The organism is Pseudomonas gingeri (assembly GCF_013385635.1).
Taxonomy (GTDB): Bacteria; Pseudomonadota; Gammaproteobacteria; order Pseudomonadales; family Pseudomonadaceae; genus Aquipseudomonas; species Aquipseudomonas gingeri_A.
In genome coordinates this window covers 90,182-109,907 of the sequence record NZ_JACAPR010000031.1, presented here as the reverse complement: position 1 = coordinate 109,907, position 19,726 = coordinate 90,182, and the positions used below count along the sequence as shown (strand labels likewise).

Genomic DNA, 19,726 nt, shown 5'->3' with positions numbered 1-19,726 from the left:
AACGATAACGCGGTGTGCCTGCAAGCCGACTCCAGGGAGTTTATTCGAGAATATCGAAGCCGCTGCTGCCCAGACGCTCACCATTGATCAGCAGGTGCACCGCGTGATGGCCGCTGTAGTGCTTGCGGGTGGTCAGTTCACGAATGTGCTGGCGTCGGCTCAGGGTTTCGCTCGCGCCCGCTGCCAGGTGCAGGGTCTTGAGCTTGAAGACCTTGGTCGAGGTGCCGCCGTTGGCCTTGACGTAGTCGATGCCGTAGTCGATCACCAGCTTCTGGCTGGCCGACGCGGTGGAGGTCAGGGTGAAGGAGAGGGTGACGCTGTCGCCGAGGTGGATCACGGCCGGCTCGGCCTTCAGGTCCAGCACCTCGACCTGGGCCTTGGCGCCCGCGCCCATCAGTGTCAGGGCCCGCGGATTGCCCTGCTTGATCAGGCTGCGCAGGGCATGACGGGCGATCCAGGCGGTGCGCGGATCTTCCAGCGACCAGCCTTCGATCAGTTCCAGCACCCAGTCGGGATGCTCCTTGGTGATGTCGTTGAGGTGGTTGGCCACCGATTTGCGCACGTACAGGCTGTCATCGGTCTTGAGTCGGTCGAGTATCCCGGCGGCCAGGCTCGGGTCGGCCTGGATCCGCGCCAGTCGGAAGGACCAGGGCAGGCGCGGCCGCGAACCTTCGCTGGCGAGGCGTCGGACATGCTCGTTGGTGTCCAGCGCCCAACTTTCCATCACCGCCAGGGTGCGTTCGAAATCGTTGAGCAGGAAATGCCGGATGGCGAATTCGGCGGAGCCGAAGGTGGTGAAGTACTTCAGGGCCTCCATCGACAGATCGAAATCCTTCGCCCCGTAGCTGGCGACATAATGCGGCAAGCACAGGGTGACAAAGCTGCTGTTGAGACGTGGGGCGAGCTGGCGCAGCACCTTGAGCGACTGCTTGTAGGTCAGCGGCAGCACCGCGTGCAGGCTCTCGCTGACCCGGGCCAGGCGCTGCATGATCGACAGCTCGTCCAGGCCCTGGTGGGTCCGGCTGAGAAAGCCGGCGCTGTCGAAGTCGGGGTACACCGCGCGCATTTCGCTGGCGATATGCAGCAGGCGTTCGCTGTTGAAGGTTTCCTTCAGCGCGGGGGCTTGTTCCGTGCTCATGGCGCTACCTTTTCCGTTAGAACGTTGGCGGGGTGATGACCCAGATGACGACGGCATCGACATCGCCGGGGTTGCCGTAGCGATGCGGCTCCTGGCTGGAGAAACTGAAGCTGTCGCCTTCGACCAGTTGGAAATGCCGCTCGCCGACCCATAGCTCGAAGCTGCCGGACAGCAGGTAGCCGGCTTCTTCGCCTTCATGGCTGTAGCTTTGCTGGCTGTAGGTGCCGGGCGGGAAGCGCGAGTGGAGCATTTCCAGCTGGCGGTTGGGCTGCGGGGTGAGCAACTGGTCGACGATGCCGTCCTCGTAGTGCACGCTCAAGCGGCTGTTCTTGCGCACCACATAGCCGTTGTCCGCGGGAGCGGTGGTGGTTTCGCTGGCGAAGAACCACTGGATGGTCACGCCCAGGCTGCGGGCGATGTTGAACAGGGCCGGGATCGACGGGTAGGCGAGGTTGCGCTCCAACTGGCTGATGTAGCCGGCGGTGAGTTCGGCCTGGGTCGCCAGTTCGGTCAGGGTCATGCCGCGCCGTTTACGCAGGCCGCGAATGCGCGTGCCGAGAAACTGCGGGCCCGCCGTGGTGCTGTCGCCGGCGGGCGTTGGGGCATTGCTCATGGCCAGCTCCGATCCTTGAAAGGGCCGCAGTATAAGGTACTTGGCGCGTGCTGAGGTGTAACGAACCTCTGTAGGAGCCGGCTTGCCGGCGATGAGGTCCTTGAAACTTGCATCGACCGTAAGGACGCCATCGCCGGCAAGCCGGCTCCTACAATGGGGTTCGCGGTCAGATCTCCCAGGCCACCTTCAGGCCCTCGTAGATCGCTTCCTCCACCGTGCGCGGCGCCAGGCAGTCGCCGATCCGGTGAAATTCCACCAGCCCCTGCAACTCGTCGCCCAGGGTGTCGACGGGTTGATGACCCTGGCACAGCACCAGGGTATCGACGTCCTCGAACAGCATTGGCTCGCCGCTGGCGGTGTGTTGCAGGTACACGGTGCTGTCGTCGCAACCATAGAGCCGGGCATACGGGGTGATCGGAATGCCGAGGCGGTGCAGTTCGCCGGCCAGTTGATCGCGCACATAGAGCGGCAGGCTCTCGCCGCAATGGGTGCCGTTGACCGCCAGTCGAACCTGATGCCCGGCGCGTACCAGGCGTTCGGCAATCCCCGGGCCGATCCAGTCGCAACGCCAGTCGACCACCACCACCGAACGCCCGATCGGCTCTTCGTCACGCAGCACCTGCCAGGCGTCGACGACCTGCAGTTCGCCGCCGCGCTCGAACGCCGGCCAGTAGGGTTCGGCCCCCGTGGCGACGATCACCAGGTCCGGCCGTTCGCGCTCCACCAGCGCGCGGTCGACCCGGGTATTGCGCAGCACCCGCACGCCCGCCCGTTGCATTTCCCGTTGCAGGTTGGTGCTGGCGCCGCCGAACTCGCTGCGTCGGGGCAGCAACTGCGCCAGCAGGACCTGGCCGCCCAGTTGCGTACCGGCTTCGTACAGCGTCACTTCATGGCCGCGTTGGGCCGCGACGGCCGCCGCCTTCATCCCGGCGGGACCACCGCCGACCACCATCACCCGCTTGCGCCGGGCCGTGGCGATCAGCTGTCCGTACTGCAACTCGCGGCCGGTTTCCGGATGCTGGATGCAACTGATCGGCAGGCCCTTGTGGAAGTGGCCGATACAGGCCTGGTTGCAGGCGATGCAGGCGCGGATGTCTTCACTGTGGCCGCTGTCGGTCTTGTTCGGCATCTGCGGATCGCAGATCAGCGCGCGGGTCATGCCGCAGACATCCGCCTGGCCGCGGGCGATGATCAGCTCGGCTTCCTGGGGCTGGTTGATCCGTCCGGTGACGAACAGCGGAATCGACAGGCGAGCCTTGAAGGTCCCGGCTTCCTTCGCCAGGTACGCCGCTTCGATGGCCATCGGCGGCACGATATGGATCGCCCCGCCGAGGGAGGCCGAGGTGCCGGCGACGATATGCACATAGTCCAGTTCACTCTGCAGTTGCACCACGGCGGCGAGGGATTCGTCTTCGGTCAGGCCCTCGGGGTCGCGCTCGTCGGCAGAAATGCGCAGGCCGATGATGAACTGCGGATCGCTGGCCGCTCGTATCGCCGCGATCACTTCCCGCAGGAAACGCAGGCGCTGGCCGAGGTCGCCGTTGTATTCGTCGGTACGCCGGTTGACCCGTGGATTGAGGAATTGCGCCGGCAGGTAGCCATGGCTGGCGACCACCTCCACGCCGTCGATGCCGGCCTGGTGCAGGCGCCGCGCGGCGGCGGCATAACCGCTGACGATCTCGTCGATCATCGCCTGGTCCAGCGCCCGGGGCATGACCCGGAAGCGTTCGTTGGGCACGCAGGACGCCGAGTAGGCGACGGCCAGCAAGCCGTCGCTGGACTCCATGATTTCCCGGCCGGGGTGAAAGACCTGGGACAGCACGAGCGTGCCTTGGGCATGACAGGCCTCGGCCAACCGCCGATAGCCATCGATGCAGTCATCGTCGGTGGCCATCAGCACATGGGAGGTGTAGCGCGCACTGTCGTGGACTCCGGCCACCTGTAGCACGATCAAGCCGACACCGCCCTCGGCGCGAGCCCGGTGATAGGCGATCAACTGCTCGTTGACCCGGTTGTCGGTCGGCATGGAGGTGTCGTGCCCGCTGGACATGATGCGGTTCTTCAGGCGCTTGCCGCGCAACTGCAAGGGTTCGAACAGGTGGGTGAAGGCGTGCGGGGACGACGGCATGGCAATACTCCAGGCAACCCGGAATCGATGTCGGGCAATTATTGTTGTTTCTCCATGAAAATTTACCTGTAGTAAAAAATCAATCTATATTTTTACTTTTGGTGGTGTCGAATCCTCACAAATAAGCACATCAAGAGCCTTTCAATGCGCGGGCAAGCCAGTAAAGTAGCCAATGCCGGGCGCTGCCGTGGCGCACCGCAGACCTGATCCTATCCACCTGCCTGAGGGAGTCCTCCGCTTGAACGACCTTCTGCATACCGCTGCCGCGCCGGCAGCCATCGAGCGCCAATTGCGCGAGCAACTGGCGGCCTGTTATCGCCTGGTTGCGCACTTTCGCATGACCGACCTGATCTTCACCCATATCTCCCTGCGCCTGCCTGGTCCGGATCACCACTTCCTGATCAACCCCTACGGGCTGATGTTCGAGGAGATCACCGCGTCGAACCTGGTGAAGATCGGCCTGGACGGGCGGGCGGTGGAAGATTCGCCCTATCCGGTGAATCCGGCCGGCTTCGTGATTCACGGTGCGATTCATGGTGCCCGCGAGGATGCCCACTGCGTGCTGCACACCCATACCAGGTCGGGTTGTGCGGTGGCGGCCCTCAAGTGCGGGTTGCTGCCGGTGAACCAGATTTCCATGGAGTTCTACGGGCGCACGGCTTATCACGACTATGAAGGCGTGGCGCTGGACATGGATGAGCAGGCGCGACTGGTGCACGACCTGGGGGACAAGTCGGTGATGGTGCTGCGCAATCATGGTCTGTTGAGCGTGGGCGAGACGGTGGGGCAGGCGTTCCTGCGCATGTACTACCTGGAAAAGGCCTGCGAGATCCAGGTCACTGCCCAGGCGTGTGGCGAGCTGGTGCTGCCGCCCCATGAAGTTTGCGCGCATACCGAACGCCAGTTCAACGATCCGGGGCGGCCGGTGGAGGAGGGGCAGTTGACCGACCCGAATGCCATGGACATGGCCTGGTCGGCGATGTTGCGCTTGCTGGATCGGGTGGCGCCGGATTATCGCAACTGACGCGATTGGATGAACACCGCAAAGCCCTGGGGTGGCCGGTCACCGGTTTTATGTCCGGCACGATACTATAGGAGCCCGGCTTGCCGGCGATAAGGCCCTCAAGCCTTGCGCCGTCAATCCGGTCGCCATCGCCGGCAAGCCGGGCTCCTACAGGAGAGTGTGCAACAGGTCAGGCACTGTAGCCGTTAGACATGCAACGCATGCCCCAACGCCCGCAACGCCGCTTCCTGCACCGCTTCACCGAGGGTCGGATGGGCGTGGATGGTGCCGGCGATGTCTTCCAGGCGTGCGCCCATTTCCAGCGACTGGCCAAAGGCCGCCGCCAGTTCCGAGACCCCGGCACCCACCGCTTGCCAGCCGACAATCAGGTGATTGTCACGCCGCGCCACCACCCGCACAAAACCGCTTTTCGCTTCCAGGGTCATGGCCCGGCCATTGGCGGCGAACGGGAAGTTCGACACCAGGCAGTCCAGTCCGGCGGCCTTGGCTTCATCCGGGGTCTTGCCGACCACCACCAGTTCCGGGTCGGTAAAGCACACGGCGGCGATGGCGGTCGGGTTGAACTCGCGGTGCTTGCCGGAAATCAGTTCGGCAACCATTTCGCCTTGCGCCATGGCGCGGTGGGCCAGCATCGGCTCCCCGGTCAGGTCGCCGATGGCCCAGACATTGCGCATGCTGGTCTGGCAACGGTTGTCGATGCGGATCGCCGCGCCATTCATCTCCAGTGCCAACGCTTCGAGGTTCCAGCCCTGGGTGCGCGGTTTGCGGCCGACGGCCACCAGCACCTGGTCGGTGGCCAGCTTCCGGGCTTCACCCTGGGGATCGCGCACTTCAAGGGTGGTTGTCGCGGCATCGAAGCCTTCGACGCTGTGTCCCGGGAGCACATTGATGCCCAGGGCCTTGATCGACTCGGCCACCGGCTGGGTCAGTTCGCGGTCGTAGGTTGGCAGGATGCGGTCACGGGCCTCGACCACCGTCACCTCGGCACCGAGCTTGCGGTAGGCGATGCCCAGTTCCAGGCCGATGTAGCCGGCCCCGACCACGACCAGGCGCTTGGGAATCGAGGTCGGGGCCAGGGCCTCGGTGGAGGAAATCACCGCGCCGCCCACCGGCAGCATCGGCAGGTTGACCGTCTGCGAGCCGCTGGCCAGCAGCAGGTGTTCGCACTGGATGCGCAGGCCGTCGACCTCGACGTGCTTGCCGTCGATCACCTTGGCCCAGCCATGAATAACCTTGACCCCATTCTTCTTCAGCAGCGCCGCGACGCCACTGGTCAGGCGGTCGACGATGCCGTCCTTCCACTCGACGCTCTTGCCGATATCCAGGGTCGGTGCCGACACCTTGATTCCCAGTGGCGAGGTATCGCCGATGTAGCTTTGCGTGGCGTGGAACTGTTCGGCGACATGGATCAGCGCCTTGGACGGAATGCAGCCGACGTTCAGGCAGGTGCCGCCCAGTGCCTGGCCTTCCACCAGCACGGTGGGAATGCCCAGTTGCCCGGCACGGATGGCCGCGACGTAACCGCCGGGGCCGCCACCGATGATCAGCAGGGTGGTGTTTTGAGTCTGTTGCATGGTCACTCCACAAACAGGCAGGCGGGTTGTTCGAGCAGGCCGCGAATGGCCTGGATGAATTGCGCCGCGTCCATGCCGTCGACCACGCGGTGATCGAAGGAACTGGAAAGGTTCATCATCTTGCGAATGACGATCTGGCCCTTGATCACCACGGGCCGCTCGACAATGCGGTTGACGCCGACGATGGCGACTTCCGGCAGGTTCAGCACCGGCGTGCTGACAATGCCGCCGAGGGCACCGAGGCTGGTCAGGGTGATGGTCGAGCCGGACATTTCCTCGCGCGTGGCCTTGCCCGTGCGGGCGGCCTTGGCCAGGCGGTTGATCTCGTCCGCGGTGCCCCACAGGTTGAGGCTTTCGGCATGCCGTACCACCGGCACCATGAGGCCGCCGTCGGTCTGCGCGGCGACGCCGACATGCACCGCGCCGTGGCGGGTGATGACCTGGGCATCATCGTCGTAGCGCACGTTGATCTGCGGGAAATCCCGCAGGGCGACGACCAGCGCCCGCACCAGGAACGGCAGCAGGGTCAGCTTGCCGCGACTGTCGCCGTGCTTGTGGTTCAGGTGCACGCGCAGCTCTTCGAGGGCCGTGACATCGACTTCCTCGACATAGCTGAAGTGCGCGGCGCGGCGCTTGGCGTCCTGCATGCGCTGGGCGATCTTGCGGCGCAGGCCGATCACCGGGATCTGCTCTTCGTCGGTACGGCGGGCATAGCCGCTGCCACTGTGCTGCGCGGGTTGTCCGGCCTGGGCCAGGTAGGCGTCCAGATCATCGTGGAGGATACGTCCCGCCGGGCCGCTGCCCTGGACGAAACGCAACTCGATTCCGGCATCCCAGGCCTGTTTGCGCACGGCGGGGGAAGCCAGCGGACGTTCATCGGCCTGGCGTGCCACTGGCGCCGGTCGCGCGACGGCAGGCGTTGCTGCCGGCTCGGCTACCGGTTGGCTGTCGACTTTCGGCTGGGCAACCGGTGCTGGCGCTACCGGGGCAGGTGCCGGGGCCGCCTTGGCTGCCGGGGCTTCGTTGCCTTCACGCAGGTTGCCGGCGCCTTCGACCTCAATGCTGATCAGGATGCTGCCGACCGCCATGACTTCACCCGGCTGGCCGCCGAGGGAAATCACCTTGCCGTGGACCGGCGAGGGAATATCGACCATGGCCTTGTCGGTCATGACGTCCGCCAGGACCTGGTCTTCGACCACCAGGTCGCCGACCTGCACATGCCATTGGGACAATTCTACTTCTGCGATGCCTTCGCCAATGTCCGGCATCTTGATGACGTGGGTACCCATTCAGACCTCCATGACCCGTTTCAAAGCCGCACCGACGCGCACTGGACCGGGGAAGTACGCCCACTCCTGTGCATGGGGGTAGGGCGTGTCCCAGCCGGTGACGCGCTCGATCGGTGCTTCCAGGTAGTGGAAGCAGTGTTCCTGGATCAGCGAGATCAGCTCGGCGCCGAAACCACAGGTGCGCGTGGCTTCGTGGACGACGACACAGCGACGGGTTTTCTTCACGGAATTGACGATGGTTTCCAGGTCCAGCGGCCACAGGCTGCGCAGATCGATGACTTCGGCATCGACCCCGGTTTCCTCGGCGGCGGCCTGGGCCACATAGACGGTGGTGCCGTAGGTGAGGATGGTCACCTCGCTGCCCGGCCGGACAATCGCGGCGCTGTCCAGGGGCACGGTGTAGTAGCCATCGGGTACGGCGCTGGCCGGGTGTTTCGACCAGGGGGTTACCGGGCGGTCGTGGTGACCGTCGAACGGGCCGTTATACAGGCGCTTGGGTTCGAGGAAGATCACCGGGTCATCGTTTTCGATGGCGGCGATCAACAGGCCCTTGGCGTCATAGGGGTTGGACGGCATGACGGTGCGCAGGCCGCAGACCTGGGTGAACATGGCCTCCGGGCTCTGGCTGTGGGTCTGGCCGCCGTAGATACCGCCGCCGCAAGGCATGCGCAGGGTCATCGGCGCGACGAACTCGCCGGCCGAGCGATAGCGCAGGCGCGCCGCTTCCGAGACGATCTGGTCGGAGGCCGGGTAGAAATAATCGGCGAACTGGATTTCCGCCACCGGTCGCAGACCGTAGGCGCCCATGCCGACCGCCACGCCGACGATGCCGCTTTCCGAGATCGGCGCATCGAATACCCGCGAGGTGCCGTACTTGCCCTGCAAGCCCTCGGTGCAGCGGAACACGCCGCCGAAGTAGCCCACGTCCTGGCCGAAGACCACCACGTTATCGTCGCGCTCGAGCATCACATCCATGGCCGAGCGCAGGGCCTGGATCATGGTCATGGTGCTGGTCGCCACGGCGTTCTCCGTTTGCAGTTTGCTGTGATCGTTCATGACTTATAGCCCCAGTTCCTGGCGCTGCCGACGCAAGTGGTCGGGCATTTCCTTGTAGACGTCCTCGAAGATGGTCGCGGCGCTGGGCATCTGCCCGCCGGCCAGGGTGCCGAAGCGTTCGGCCTCTTTCTGGGCCGCGATGATCTCGGCCTCCAGTTCGGCGCTGACGCTGGCGTGTTCTTCTTCGGACCATTGGCCGATGGCGATCAGGTGCTGCTTGAGGCGCGTGATCGGGTCACCGAGGGGAAAGTGGCTCCAGTCGTCGGCGGGGCGGTACTTGGACGGGTCGTCGGAGGTGGAGTGCGGGCCGGCACGGTAGGTCACCCACTCGATCAGGGTCGGACCGAGGTTGCGCCGGGCGCGTTCGGCGGCCCAGGCGGAGGCGGCATAGACCGCGATGAAATCGTTGCCGTCGACCCGCAGCGAGGCGATACCACAGCCCACGCCGCGCCCGGCGAAGGTGGTGGCTTCACCGCCGGCGATGGCCTGGAAGGTGGAGATCGCCCACTGGTTGTTGACCACGTTGAGGATCACCGGGGCACGGTAGACGTGGGCGAAGGTCAGGGCGGTGTGGAAGTCCGACTCGGCGGTGGCGCCGTCACCGATCCAGGCCGAGGCGATCTTGGTATCGCCCTTGATTGCGGAGGCCATGCCCCAGCCGACTGCTTGTACGAATTGGGTGGCGAGGTTGCCGGAAATGGTGAAGAAACCATGTTCGCGTACGGAATACATGATCGGCAGTTGCCGGCCCTTGAGCGGATCGCGCTCGTTGGACAGCAGTTGGCAGATCAGGTCCACCAGCGGCACTTCGCGGGCCATCAGGATGCTTTGCTGGCGGTAGGTCGGAAAGCACATGTCGTCGATGTTCAGGGCCAGGGCCTGGGCGCTGCCGATGGCTTCCTCGCCGAGGCTCTGCATGTAGAACGACATTTTCTTCTGGCGCTGGGCGACCACCATGCGCGTATCGAAGATCCGCGTCTTGAGCATGGCACGCATGCCCTTGCGCAGGATCTCCACCGGGACATCTTCGGCCCACGGCCCGAGGGCCTGGCCCTGGTCGTCGAGCACCCGGATCAGGCCCTTGGCCAGGTCGGCGGTGTCGGCGGGTTCGACGTCGATGGGCGGTTTGCGGACCTGGCCGGCATCGGTCAGGCGCAGGTAACTGAAATCGGTCTTGCAACCGGGACGGCCTGAGGGTTCAGGAACGTGCAGGCGCAGCGGTTCGTACGCTGAGGTCATGGCTTTCTACGCTCTATCTTGTGAATTTCTTGTAGTGGGCGCGCTAGCTGGCAATCATTCCCTGGGTAAGGGAAATCTTGTCCTACAACAATCATAGGCCGGTCGTAGGAGAATATTTCTCTCTGTTTGGTTGCGCCCGAGAGTATTTGCAGATAAAAAATCTGCATAACCATAAAAAACAGGTGTTTTTATCTCATGCGCAAACTGGATCGTACCGATATCGGGATTCTCAACAGCCTTCAGGAGAATGCCCGCATCACCAACGCCGACCTGGCCCGCTCGGTCAACCTGTCGCCGACGCCGTGCTTCAACCGGGTCAAGGCGATGGAGGAACTGGGGTTGATTCGCGAGCAGGTGACCCTGCTCGATCCGGAACTGCTGGGGTTACACGTCAACGTGTTTATCCATGTCAGCCTGGAAAAGCAGGTGGAAGAAGCGTTGCAGCATTTCGAGGCGGCGATTGCCGATCGGCCGGAGGTGATGGAGTGCTACCTGATGGCGGGGGATCCGGATTATCTGATTCGCGTGCTGGTACCGACCATCCAGGCGCTGGAGCGCTTCATGATGGACTTCCTGACCAAGGTGCCGGGGGTGGCGAATATCCGTTCCAGTTTTGCCCTCAAGCAGGTGCGCTACAAGACGGCGCTGCCGTTGCCGGCGGGCGGCCTGAACCTGGCCCTGTGACTGGGCGATGAAGGGGGAAGGCAAGGAGAGGGGAGGGGAAACTTTCGTCAGCCGCGACCGTGGGCGGCAGGGCTGACGAGTGTGAAGTCCTACAGCGGGTCTTTCTTGTCTCCGGCAGACAGGCCGGCCTGGATACGCTGGTAAATCTCTTCACGATGCACGGCAACGTCTTTCGGGGCGTTGATGCCGACCCGGACTTGCTGGCCGCTAACGCCCAGAATCGTGATCGTGATGTCGTCACCGATGTTGATGCTTTCACCGACTTTGCGGGTGAGTATCAGCATGTCTTTCTCCTTGATTGTTACTAAGGTGCCTTTCGCAGGCATTCCTGGCTTAGGTCTTACACACAGAATACCGCCAAGTTCATTCGAGCGGGTGGTTCATTACAGACGTCATTTCATTCTATTTAATTCCCCGAAGCCGGAAAATCGTCGGTAATTCAGCCTGATAAAGACAGGAGCAGCTCAGATCAACAGGGTTGAGACAAGCCGTAAGGTGATAAAATCACATTAACTGATCATTACGGGAGACGCTTTGTGCGCAGAATAGCAGTGATGGTGGCATTCGTGGTGCTGGCCGGTTGTGGCGACGGTTCGGGAAAGCAGGTCGAGCCGGCCAAAGCGGCCGCTGCCCCGGTAGTCGCGGCGGCCACAACTACGGGTTGGGACCTGCTGATCAAGGATGACAAGTCCAAGGCGCTGACCGACTGGACCGCCTGGCTGATCGAGCATGGTTTCCCGTTCAAGATCCTCGACGATGGTCGGGTGATTGCCGGGCCGTTTGCGAGCAAGGAGATTGCCGAGCAGAAAAAGGCGCAATTGGCCGACAAGCAGAACATGGATTCCGAGGTCGTGGAGCACAAGGCGCAGCCTTGATAACGTAGGGGTGCCGGCTTGCCGGCGATGGCGGTTGGTCGTTCCCACGCTCCGCGTGGAATGCCGCCCAGGACGCTTTGCGTCCGCTCTGTCGGTGACGCGGAGCGTCACCCGATGCGTTCCCACGCAGAGCGTGGGAACGATCATCACTTCTGTAGGCGCCGGCACGTCGGCTCCTACAGAAGGATGTGTAGGGTGCTGTCAGCCGCAGGCCTTCAGGTCTACCGCACCGACAAACTCGTTGCCGCGCCCCATCACGCAGGCCACGCTCTGGTTGCGCTGGCGTTCCCAGACCTGCACCGGGTAGGTCTTGTCCCACGCCTCATACAACTGGCGATCCTGTTTCGACAGGCGCAGGCCGTACTGCTTGCTCATGTAGAAATAGGTGCGGGCGATCATCCCGCGAATCGATGGGCGCGGCATGACTTTCTTGGCCTTGAAGTCGACCTGGGTCAGGCACGAGCCGTATTGGCCTTTCTGCTCCGGCAGCCAGCCGAAGCCGAAGTTGCTGCGGTCACCGTTCACTTCGCCGATGCTCGGCACCAGATTGTGCAGGTCGGCTTCGGCGCGTTTGTAGGCCGGATCGTTCTGGCTGCAGTTCTTGCGTCCGCCTTGCTGCCAGCACTGGCGCTGGTGGCCGATCTGCCAGGCCGGGACTATATGCTCCCACTCGATGCGCGCGGCGCGGTTGGCGTTCTTGCGCGGGACATAGCCGCAGGCTTCGAGATTGACCCGGTTGCCGCTGTACTTGCAGCCGCAATAGAACTCCGTGGACTGGCGTTCATAAAGTTTCCAGGCGACTTTCTTGGCTTCGGTGAAGGTGCGGGGGGCCTCGGCCTGGGCCGGCAACAGCCAGCACAGGCAGAGCAAAGCGATAACGCGCACAAGCATTGTTTCAGTCTTCCTTCGGCACGACCCAGAAAATCTGCACGCCACCGTCATCGCGGTAGGCGAGGGTGACGTTGTCGTTTTCGGCGATTTCTTCGAGCAGTTGTTCCCACTCGTCGACGGACTCGTCCAGCAGGCGGAAGATCAGCGCGGCCCTGGCTTTCTGGGCGGTGGGTGAGTTGATGATTTTCTGTACGCGCAGGCCCATGCGTTCGTAGGAACTGGGGGCGGCGGAGGCTGAAGTTGGGTTTGCCACGGAACAATCCTTAATTAGCTGTACGTGTATACAGTATTTTACTGTGGGGCATTTCGCAACTCTCAGCGAGAACTGGTGCGCTTTCTGACAGAAGCTTTTGCGATTTGATGTCAGTCGTAGGAAAAATTATAAGAATTTACAGTGGGATAGATGTCGGCTGGTGATTTTTAACCGGTAGGGTTTTTCAGCTTTTGCGGCGCTGAAGGTGGGCTTGAATGTAGGGATTCGTGTCGGCAATGGATGCAAGGTCGTACAGGGCGGCTAAAGGCCTGGCGCTTGCCGCCGATAAACAGGTACAGAAAATTTTCCCGAGGTTCTTATGTCCATGTCAGTCGGTTTTCCTTCTCCTGGCGGCTTGCTGATCAATGGCAAGCTGCCCAGTGCGACGGAATCCAAGACCATCGCCATGACGGACGAGATCGACAAGGCGGTGCAAGCCACCAGCGAGGCCGATGCGAAGGACGGTAAAGTGAAGACCGGCGGGGCCGCTGCCGATGCGCCGGATGCCGACAGCGGTACAAGTTCGCAGAGCATCGCGATCAAGACGCTGCAAAAGCGCATGAAGGAATTGCAGGAGCTGTTGCGTCAGCAGGAACAGCAACTGGCCGCGGCGGAAAAGGCTTCCTATCCGTCGGATGACGTGCGCACCACCACCTTGATGGGGATCCAGAGTCAGATTTCCCAGACCAACGGCAGTCTGATGGAAGTGGCCAACGCCCTGGTCAAGGCCTTGACCGACCAGGCGGGCAAGGCCTCTGCGATCAATACCACCGCCTGATCGGCACTGCGCGTCGACAGCTCGTCGATGACGCTTTCTTCATGAAAATCTCTCGCTGAAACCCCTACAACCCCGTTGACAAAAGTCAGCGGGGTTCTCATAGTTTGTCTTACGCAAACGTTTGCGCGGACCGTTTCAGGGGCTTTCTCCAAAAGTCGCATCCGAAGTCCCGTCGCGCTCCTGGCATTGCTCACAATAATCATAAGATCGGAGTGAACCCATGAAGTTGCCATTCGCTGGACGTCTTCTCGCTGTCGCTGTGCTGGCTGCCGCCTCTGCCGCTCTGCCACTTTCTTCGGCCTTCGCCGCGGAAGCCGCCAAGCCGAAAGTCGGCCTGGTCATGAAATCCCTCGCCAATGAATTCTTCGTCACCATGCAGGATGGCGCCAAGGATTACCAGAAAGCCCACGCCACCGATTTCGACATGATCACCAACGGGATCAAGAACGAGACCGATACCGCCGCGCAGATCGATATCGTCAACCAGATGATTCTGGCCAAGGTCGATGCGCTGGTGATTGCCCCGGCCGATTCCAAGGCCCTGGTGACCGTGCTGAAGAAAGCCTCCGACGCCGGGATCAAGGTCGTCAACATCGACAACCGCCTGGACCCGGACGTGCTGAAAAGCAAAAACCTCGAGATTCCTTTCGTAGGACCGGACAACCGCAAGGGTTCCCGCCTGGTGGGTGACTACCTGGCCAAGACCCTGGCTGCCGGCGACAAGGTCGGCATCATCGAAGGCGTACCGACCACTACCAACGCCCAGCAGCGTACCGCCGGGTTCAAGGACGCGATGGATGCGGCCGGCATGAAGATCGTTTCCACCCAATCCGGTAACTGGGAAATCGACCAGGGCAACAAGGTCGCCTCCGCGATGTTGAGCGAGTACCCGGACCTCAAGGCATTGCTGGCCGGTAACGACAACATGGCCCTGGGCGCTGTTTCCGCGGTGCGTGCCGCGGGCAAGGCCGGCAAGGTGCAAGTGGTCGGCTATGACAACATCGAAGCCATCAAGCCGATGCTCCAGGATGGCCGCGTGCTGGCCACTGCTGACCAGGCTGCTGCCCAGCAAGCCGTCTTCGGTATCCAGAACGCGCTCAAGCTGGTCAAGGGCGAGAAAGTCGACAGCGTCAACGGCGTGATCGAAACCCCGGTCGAGCTGGTCCTCAAGAAGTAATCCCTGTACTTGGCTGCACCCAACAGCGCCCGCTCGTCCTGAGCGGGCGCCTGGAGACTTTCCTATGTCATCTTCCGCACCGAACGCTGTCCTGTCGGTCAGCGGTATCGGCAAGACCTACGCGCAACCTGTCCTGAGCAACATCGACCTGACGCTGATGCGTGGGGAAGTATTGGCGCTGACCGGTGAAAACGGCGCGGGGAAAAGCACGCTGTCGAAGATCATCGGCGGACTGGTCACACCGACCACCGGCCAGATGCAGTTCAATGGCCGGGCCTATGCCCCCGGCAGTCGGACCCAGGCTGAAGAGCAGGGGATCCGCATGGTCATGCAGGAACTCAATCTGTTGCCGACCCTGTCGGTGGCGGAGAACCTGTTTCTTGACAACCTGCCCAGTCACGGTGGCTGGATCAGCCGCAAGCAACTGCGCAAGGCCGCCATCGAGGTGATGGCCCAGGTCGGCCTGGACGCGATCGACCCGGATACCCTGGTCGGCGATCTTGGCATCGGCCACCAGCAGATGGTGGAAATCGCCCGCAACCTGATCGGCGATTGCCATGTGCTGATTCTCGACGAGCCGACCGCGATGCTCACCGCCCGCGAGGTCGAAATGCTCTTCGAGCAGATCACCCGCCTGCAGGCCCGGGGTGTGGCGATCATCTATATCTCCCACCGGCTCGAAGAGCTGGCCCGGGTCGCCCAGCGCATCGCGGTACTGCGCGACGGCAACCTGGTCTGTGTCGAACCGATGGCCAATTACAACAGCGAGCAGTTGGTCACCCTGATGGTGGGCCGCGAATTGGGCGAACACATGGACATGGGCGTGCGCAAGATTGGCGCGCCGGCCCTGACGGTCAAGGGCCTGAGCCGTTCGGACAAGGTGCTCGACGTTTCCTTCGAAGTACGCGCCGGGGAGATCTACGGCATTTCCGGCCTGATCGGCGCGGGGCGTACGGAGTTGCTGCGCCTGATCTACGGCGCGGATATCGCCGATAGCGGCACGGTGTCCCTCGGTTCGCCGGCGCAGGTCGCGGACATCCGCTCGCCGGTGGATGCGGTGCGCCATGGCATCGCGCTGATCACCGAGGATCGCAAGGGCGAGGGATTGCTGCTGACGCAATCGATCAGCGCCAATATCGCCCTGGGCAACATGCCGGCGATTTCCAGTGGCGGCGTGGTCAACGGACGTGACGAAACGGCCCTGGCGCGGCGACAGATCGGGGCCATGCGCATCCGCAGTTCGAGCCCGGATCAGTTGGTCTCCGAGCTGTCCGGCGGCAACCAGCAAAAGGTGGTGATCGGCCGCTGGCTGGAGCGCGATTGTTCGGTATTGCTGTTCGATGAGCCGACGCGCGGGATCGACGTCGGTGCCAAGTTCGATATCTATGCCTTGCTCGGCGAACTGACCCGCCAGGGCAAGGCGCTGGTGGTGGTGTCCAGCGACCTGCGCGAACTGATGCTGATCTGCGACCGGATCGGCGTGTTGTCCGCCGGGCGTCTGATCGAGACCTTCGAGCGCGACACCTGGACCCAGGACGATTTGCTTGCTGCCGCCTTTGCCGGCTACCAAAAACGTGACGCGCTGCTCAACGATGCGGCGCCTAGGGATACCCTATGAAAACTGCACCCTCGGCCGGTAAAGCCAGTCGCAACTTCTACGGCCTCGGCACTTACCTGGGGCTGGCCGGCGCGCTGCTGGCGATGATCATCCTGTTCTCCAGCCTGAGCAGTCATTTCCTCTCCTATGACACCTTCAGCACCCTGGCCAACCAGATTCCCGACCTGATGGTGCTGGCGGTGGGCATGACCTTCGTGCTGATCATCGGCGGCATCGACCTGTCGGTGGGGTCGGTGCTGGCGCTGGCGGCGTCCGCGGTCAGCGTGGCGATTCTCGGCTGGGGCTGGGGTGTGCTGCCGGCGGCGGTGCTGGGCATGGGCTGTGCGGCCCTGGCCGGGACCATCACCGGTTCGATCACCGTTGCCTGGCGGATTCCGTCGTTTATCGTGTCCCTCGGTGTGCTGGAAATGGCCCGTGGGGTCGCCTACCAGATGACCGGCTCGCGCACCGCCTATATCGGCGACTCGTTCGCCTGGCTGTCGAACCCGATCGCCTTCGGTATCTCGCCCTCGTTCATCATTGCACTGGCGATCATCATCGCGGCCCAGTTGGTCCTGACCCGCACGGTGTTCGGTCGCTACCTGATCGGTATCGGTACCAACGAGGAAGCGGTGCGGCTGGCGGGGATCAACCCCAAGCCCTACAAAATCCTGGTGTTCAGCCTGATGGGTCTGCTGGCCGGGGTTGCGGCGCTGTTCCAGATCTCACGCCTGGAGGCGGCCGACCCGAACGCCGGTTCTGGTCTGGAGCTGCAGGTGATCGCCGCCGTGGTGATCGGTGGCACCAGCCTGATGGGTGGGCGCGGCTCGGTGATCAGCACCTTCTTCGGTGTCCTGATCATCTCGGTGCTGGCGGCCGGCCTGGCGCAGATCGGAGCGACCGAACCGACCAAGCGGATCATCACCGGTGCCGTGATCGTCATCGCGGTGGTGCTGGATACCTATCGCAGCCAACGCGCCCGTCGGCGGGCTTGAACCATGGCGACCATCAAGGACGTTGCTGCGCTGGCCGGGATCTCCTACACCACGGTGTCCCATGTGCTGAACAAGACCCGGCCGGTCAGCGAGGAAGTGCGGCTCAAGGTCGAGGCGGCGATTGCCACCCTCGACTATGTGCCCAGTGCCGTGGCGCGGTCACTGAAGGCCAAGACCACCGCGACCATCGGCCTGCTGGTGCCCAACAGCCTGAACCCGTACTTCGCCGAACTGGCGCGGGGCATCGAGGATTACTGCGAGCGCAACAACTACTGCGTGATCCTCTGTAATTCCGACGATGATCCGGACAAGCAGCGCAGCTACCTGCGTGTATTGCTGGAGAAGCGCGTCGACGGCCTGATCGTGGCCTCCACCGGTGGCGACGAAAGTTTCGCGGCCGGTCTGTCCGCGGTGCGCACGCCGATGGTGATCGTCGACCGGGGCGTCATCGGTCTGGAAACCGACATGGTGCGTATCGACCACGAGGAAGGCGCGTACCTGGCAACCCGACACCTGCTGGAGCTGGGGCATCGGGCAATCGCCTTTATCGGCGGGCCGGACAATACCAGCGTGGCGCAACTGCGCCTGGCCGGTTATCGCCGGGCGCTGCAGCGAGCGAAGGTCAAGGTGCCGGCCAAGTGGGTGCTGGCCAGCGACTTCACCAGTACCGGTGGTTATCAGGCCGCCGCGGTGTTGCTGGACGGCGACCGGCCCAGCGCGATTTTCGCCGGCAACGACCTGCTCGGCATCGGTGTCCTGCGGGCAGCGGCGGAACGTAATATCCGTGTGCCCGGCGAGTTGTCGGTCATCGGCTTCGACGATATCCAGATGAGTCGCTATGTCTACCCGGCGCTGACCACGGTCGGCCAGTCGATCCTGCAACTGGGGGAGACGGCGGCCGAACTGCTGCTGCGACGTATTGCGACGCCGCAGGTGCCGATCGACCAGAGGATCGTGATCCCGAGTATCGTCCTGCGCGAGTCGACGGCGCCGGTCCCGGATGGGCTCGTATGAGCCCTTGGGGCCGCGGCGCTGAACCTGACCGAATTGAATTCAAGAGTAATGATGCATGCAAGCAAAAGTAGTGGTCATAGGCAGTCTCAACATGGATCTGGTCACCCGGGCCGAGCGGCTGCCACGCGCGGGTGAGACCCTGATCGGCCAGTCCTTCGCCACGGTTCCCGGCGGCAAGGGCGCGAACCAGGCGGTCGCGGCGGCGCGCCTGGGGGGCCGGGTGTCGATGGTCGGCTGTGTCGGCGATGACGCCTACGGCCAGCAACTGCGCGATGCCTTGCTGGTGGAGGGTATCGATTGCCAGGCGGTCACCGCGATTGATGGCGTGTCCAGCGGCGTTGCGCTGATCGTGGTCGATGCCAGCAGCCAGAACGCGATTGTCATTGTCGCCGGCGGCAACGGCTGCCTGACGACCGATGTCCTCAAGGGGTTCGACGCGGTGCTGCAGGCGGCGGATGTGATCATCTGCCAGCTCGAAGTGCCGATGGAAACCGTCGGCTATGCGCTCAAGCGCGGGCGTGAACTGGGCAAGACGGTGATCCTCAATCCGGCGCCGGCCAGTGCGCCGCTGCCGGCTGACTGGTATGCGTCCATCGATTATCTGATTCCCAATGAAAGCGAGGCCTCGGCCCTGAGCGGCTTGCCGGTGGATTCGCTGGCGACTGCCGAGGCCGCCGCGACCCGCCTGATGGCGGCCGGGGCAGGGAAGGTGATTGTCACCCTCGGTGCCCAGGGCTCGCTGTTTGCCGATGGCCAGTCCTTCGCGCATTTTCCGGCGCCCAAGGTCAAGGCGCTCGACACCACGGCCGCCGGCGATACCTTTGTCGGGGGCTTTGCCGCGGCGCTGGCCTCCGGCAAGAGCGAAGCCGAGGCCATTCGTTTTGGCCAGGTCGCTGCGGCCCTGTCGGTCACCCGTGCCGGCGCGCAGCCGTCCATTCCCCATTTGTCCGACGTACAGGGTTTCCAACAGCCATGAAAAAAGCACCGCTGCTCAATATCGCGCTGTCACGACTGATCGCCTCCCTGGGACATGGTGAGATGCTGGTGATCGGCGATGCCGGTCTGCCGGTGCCGCCGGGCGTCGAACTGATCGACCTGGCCCTGACCCAGGGCATTCCGGACTTCGTCAGCACCCTGCGCATCGTGCTCAGCGAGATGCAGGTGGAAAGCCATGTGCTGGCCGAGGAGATCCTGCTCAAGCGTCCGCCGGCACTGGAGCACCTGGAGGCCTTGAATATCCAGGGCGATCTGGGACAGCGCCGGCTGCTCAGTCACGAAGAATTCAAGCTGCTCAGTCGCCAGGCCAAGGCGGTGGTGCGCACCGGCGAATGCCAGCCGTACTGCAACATCGTCCTGGTCTCCGGCGTCACGTTTTAGATTTCAACCCATGCACAAGGAGTG

20 protein-coding genes are annotated in these 19,726 nt (G+C 63.2%); 10 read left to right on the top strand and 10 right to left on the bottom strand.

Annotation, left to right across the window (positions count from 1 at the left end):
* Nucleotides 1-40: 40 nt before the first annotated feature.
* From HX851_RS30660 to HX851_RS30650, 3 genes are all read right to left on the bottom strand, one after another.
* Nucleotides 41-1,138, bottom strand: a complete 1,098-nt coding sequence (locus tag HX851_RS30660; RefSeq protein WP_177064393.1) for a DNA alkylation repair protein — start codon at nucleotides 1,136-1,138, stop codon at nucleotides 41-43.
* 16 nt (nucleotides 1,139-1,154) lie between these two features.
* Entirely contained in the window at nucleotides 1,155-1,751 is a 597-nt protein-coding gene (locus HX851_RS30655; RefSeq protein ID WP_177061808.1) for a cupin domain-containing protein, read from the bottom strand.
* A gap of 166 nt (nucleotides 1,752-1,917) precedes the next feature.
* Nucleotides 1,918-3,879 carry an oxidoreductase gene (locus HX851_RS30650; RefSeq protein ID WP_177064392.1) on the bottom strand — a complete coding sequence of 654 codons (1,962 nt, stop codon included), beginning with the start codon at nucleotides 3,877-3,879 and terminating at the stop codon, nucleotides 1,918-1,920.
* A gap of 238 nt (nucleotides 3,880-4,117) precedes the next feature.
* Between HX851_RS30650 and HX851_RS30645 the strand changes: the two genes are divergently transcribed.
* Nucleotides 4,118-4,903 carry a class II aldolase/adducin family protein gene (locus tag HX851_RS30645; protein WP_177064391.1) on the top strand — a complete coding sequence of 262 codons (786 nt, stop codon included), beginning with the start codon at nucleotides 4,118-4,120 and terminating at the stop codon, nucleotides 4,901-4,903.
* A gap of 185 nt (nucleotides 4,904-5,088) precedes the next feature.
* On the opposite strand, the gene lpdA is transcribed toward HX851_RS30645, so the two are convergent.
* Genes lpdA through HX851_RS30625 form a run of 4 tightly spaced genes read right to left on the bottom strand, consistent with a single transcriptional unit; the run spans nucleotide 5,089 to nucleotide 10,061 of the window.
* Complete coding sequence (lpdA, locus tag HX851_RS30640; protein ID WP_177064390.1) at nucleotides 5,089-6,477, bottom strand: dihydrolipoyl dehydrogenase; 1,389 nt, start codon at nucleotides 6,475-6,477, stop codon at nucleotides 5,089-5,091.
* Nucleotides 6,478-6,479: 2 nt separating this feature from the next.
* On the bottom strand, nucleotides 6,480-7,766 hold the full coding sequence (locus HX851_RS30635) for a dihydrolipoamide acetyltransferase family protein (RefSeq protein ID WP_177061812.1): 1,287 nt from the start codon (nucleotides 7,764-7,766) through the stop codon (nucleotides 6,480-6,482).
* A complete protein-coding gene (locus tag HX851_RS30630) occupies nucleotides 7,767-8,822 on the bottom strand; it encodes an alpha-ketoacid dehydrogenase subunit beta (RefSeq protein WP_017128217.1) in 1,056 nt (351 codons plus the stop codon).
* A 3-nt stretch (nucleotides 8,823-8,825) separates the two neighbouring features.
* On the bottom strand, nucleotides 8,826-10,061 hold the full coding sequence (locus HX851_RS30625) for a 3-methyl-2-oxobutanoate dehydrogenase (2-methylpropanoyl-transferring) subunit alpha (RefSeq protein ID WP_177061813.1): 1,236 nt from the start codon (nucleotides 10,059-10,061) through the stop codon (nucleotides 8,826-8,828).
* Nucleotides 10,062-10,256: 195 nt separating this feature from the next.
* Between HX851_RS30625 and bkdR the strand changes: the two genes are divergently transcribed.
* Entirely contained in the window at nucleotides 10,257-10,745 is a 489-nt protein-coding gene (bkdR, locus tag HX851_RS30620; RefSeq protein WP_177061814.1) for a Bkd operon transcriptional regulator BkdR, read from the top strand.
* A gap of 89 nt (nucleotides 10,746-10,834) precedes the next feature.
* On the opposite strand, the gene csrA is transcribed toward bkdR, so the two are convergent.
* Entirely contained in the window at nucleotides 10,835-11,029 is a 195-nt protein-coding gene (gene csrA, locus HX851_RS30615; protein WP_177061816.1) for a carbon storage regulator CsrA, read from the bottom strand.
* 252 nt (nucleotides 11,030-11,281) lie between these two features.
* Here csrA and HX851_RS30610 point away from each other — a divergent pair, with 252 nt between their 5' ends.
* Entirely contained in the window at nucleotides 11,282-11,620 is a 339-nt protein-coding gene (locus HX851_RS30610; RefSeq protein ID WP_368670249.1) for an SPOR domain-containing protein, read from the top strand.
* Between the two features lie 201 nt (nucleotides 11,621-11,821).
* Here the strand turns inward: HX851_RS30610 and HX851_RS30605 are convergent, their stop codons facing one another.
* Both HX851_RS30605 and HX851_RS30600 read right to left on the bottom strand, forming a co-directional pair.
* Entirely contained in the window at nucleotides 11,822-12,511 is a 690-nt protein-coding gene (locus HX851_RS30605) for an endonuclease (protein WP_177064389.1), read from the bottom strand.
* Nucleotides 12,512-12,515: 4 nt separating this feature from the next.
* The gene (locus tag HX851_RS30600; protein WP_177061820.1) at nucleotides 12,516-12,764 is read right to left on the bottom strand and encodes a DUF1654 domain-containing protein; all 249 of its coding nucleotides are present in this window, start codon (nucleotides 12,762-12,764) and stop codon (nucleotides 12,516-12,518) included.
* A gap of 319 nt (nucleotides 12,765-13,083) precedes the next feature.
* On the opposite strand from HX851_RS30600, the gene HX851_RS30595 reads away from it, so the two are divergent.
* The 7 genes from HX851_RS30595 to rbsD all read left to right on the top strand — a co-directional run bounded on the left by HX851_RS30595 (nucleotide 13,084) and on the right by rbsD (nucleotide 19,702).
* Nucleotides 13,084-13,542 (top strand): hypothetical protein, encoded by a 459-nt coding sequence (locus HX851_RS30595; protein ID WP_256262544.1) that lies wholly within the window; start codon nucleotides 13,084-13,086, stop codon nucleotides 13,540-13,542.
* Between the two features lie 220 nt (nucleotides 13,543-13,762).
* On the top strand, nucleotides 13,763-14,719 hold the full coding sequence (locus HX851_RS30590) for a sugar ABC transporter substrate-binding protein (protein WP_177061822.1): 957 nt from the start codon (nucleotides 13,763-13,765) through the stop codon (nucleotides 14,717-14,719).
* 64 nt (nucleotides 14,720-14,783) lie between these two features.
* Nucleotides 14,784-16,337 carry a sugar ABC transporter ATP-binding protein gene (locus HX851_RS30585; RefSeq protein ID WP_177064388.1) on the top strand — a complete coding sequence of 518 codons (1,554 nt, stop codon included), beginning with the start codon at nucleotides 14,784-14,786 and terminating at the stop codon, nucleotides 16,335-16,337.
* Nucleotides 16,334-17,311: an ABC transporter permease gene (locus HX851_RS30580; RefSeq protein ID WP_017128227.1), complete on the top strand. Its 978-nt coding sequence runs from the start codon at nucleotides 16,334-16,336 to the stop codon at nucleotides 17,309-17,311. Before HX851_RS30585 ends, HX851_RS30580 begins: the two co-directional genes overlap by 4 nt.
* 3 nt (nucleotides 17,312-17,314) lie before the next feature.
* A complete protein-coding gene (locus HX851_RS30575; protein ID WP_177061826.1) occupies nucleotides 17,315-18,325 on the top strand; it encodes a LacI family DNA-binding transcriptional regulator in 1,011 nt (336 codons plus the stop codon).
* Nucleotides 18,326-18,380: 55 nt separating this feature from the next.
* On the top strand, nucleotides 18,381-19,301 hold the full coding sequence (rbsK, locus tag HX851_RS30570; protein ID WP_177061828.1) for a ribokinase: 921 nt from the start codon (nucleotides 18,381-18,383) through the stop codon (nucleotides 19,299-19,301).
* Nucleotides 19,298-19,702 carry a D-ribose pyranase gene (rbsD, locus tag HX851_RS30565; protein WP_177061838.1) on the top strand — a complete coding sequence of 135 codons (405 nt, stop codon included), beginning with the start codon at nucleotides 19,298-19,300 and terminating at the stop codon, nucleotides 19,700-19,702. The genes rbsK and rbsD overlap by 4 nt, the downstream gene beginning before the upstream one ends.
* The last annotated feature ends 24 nt before the right edge of the window (nucleotides 19,703-19,726 follow it).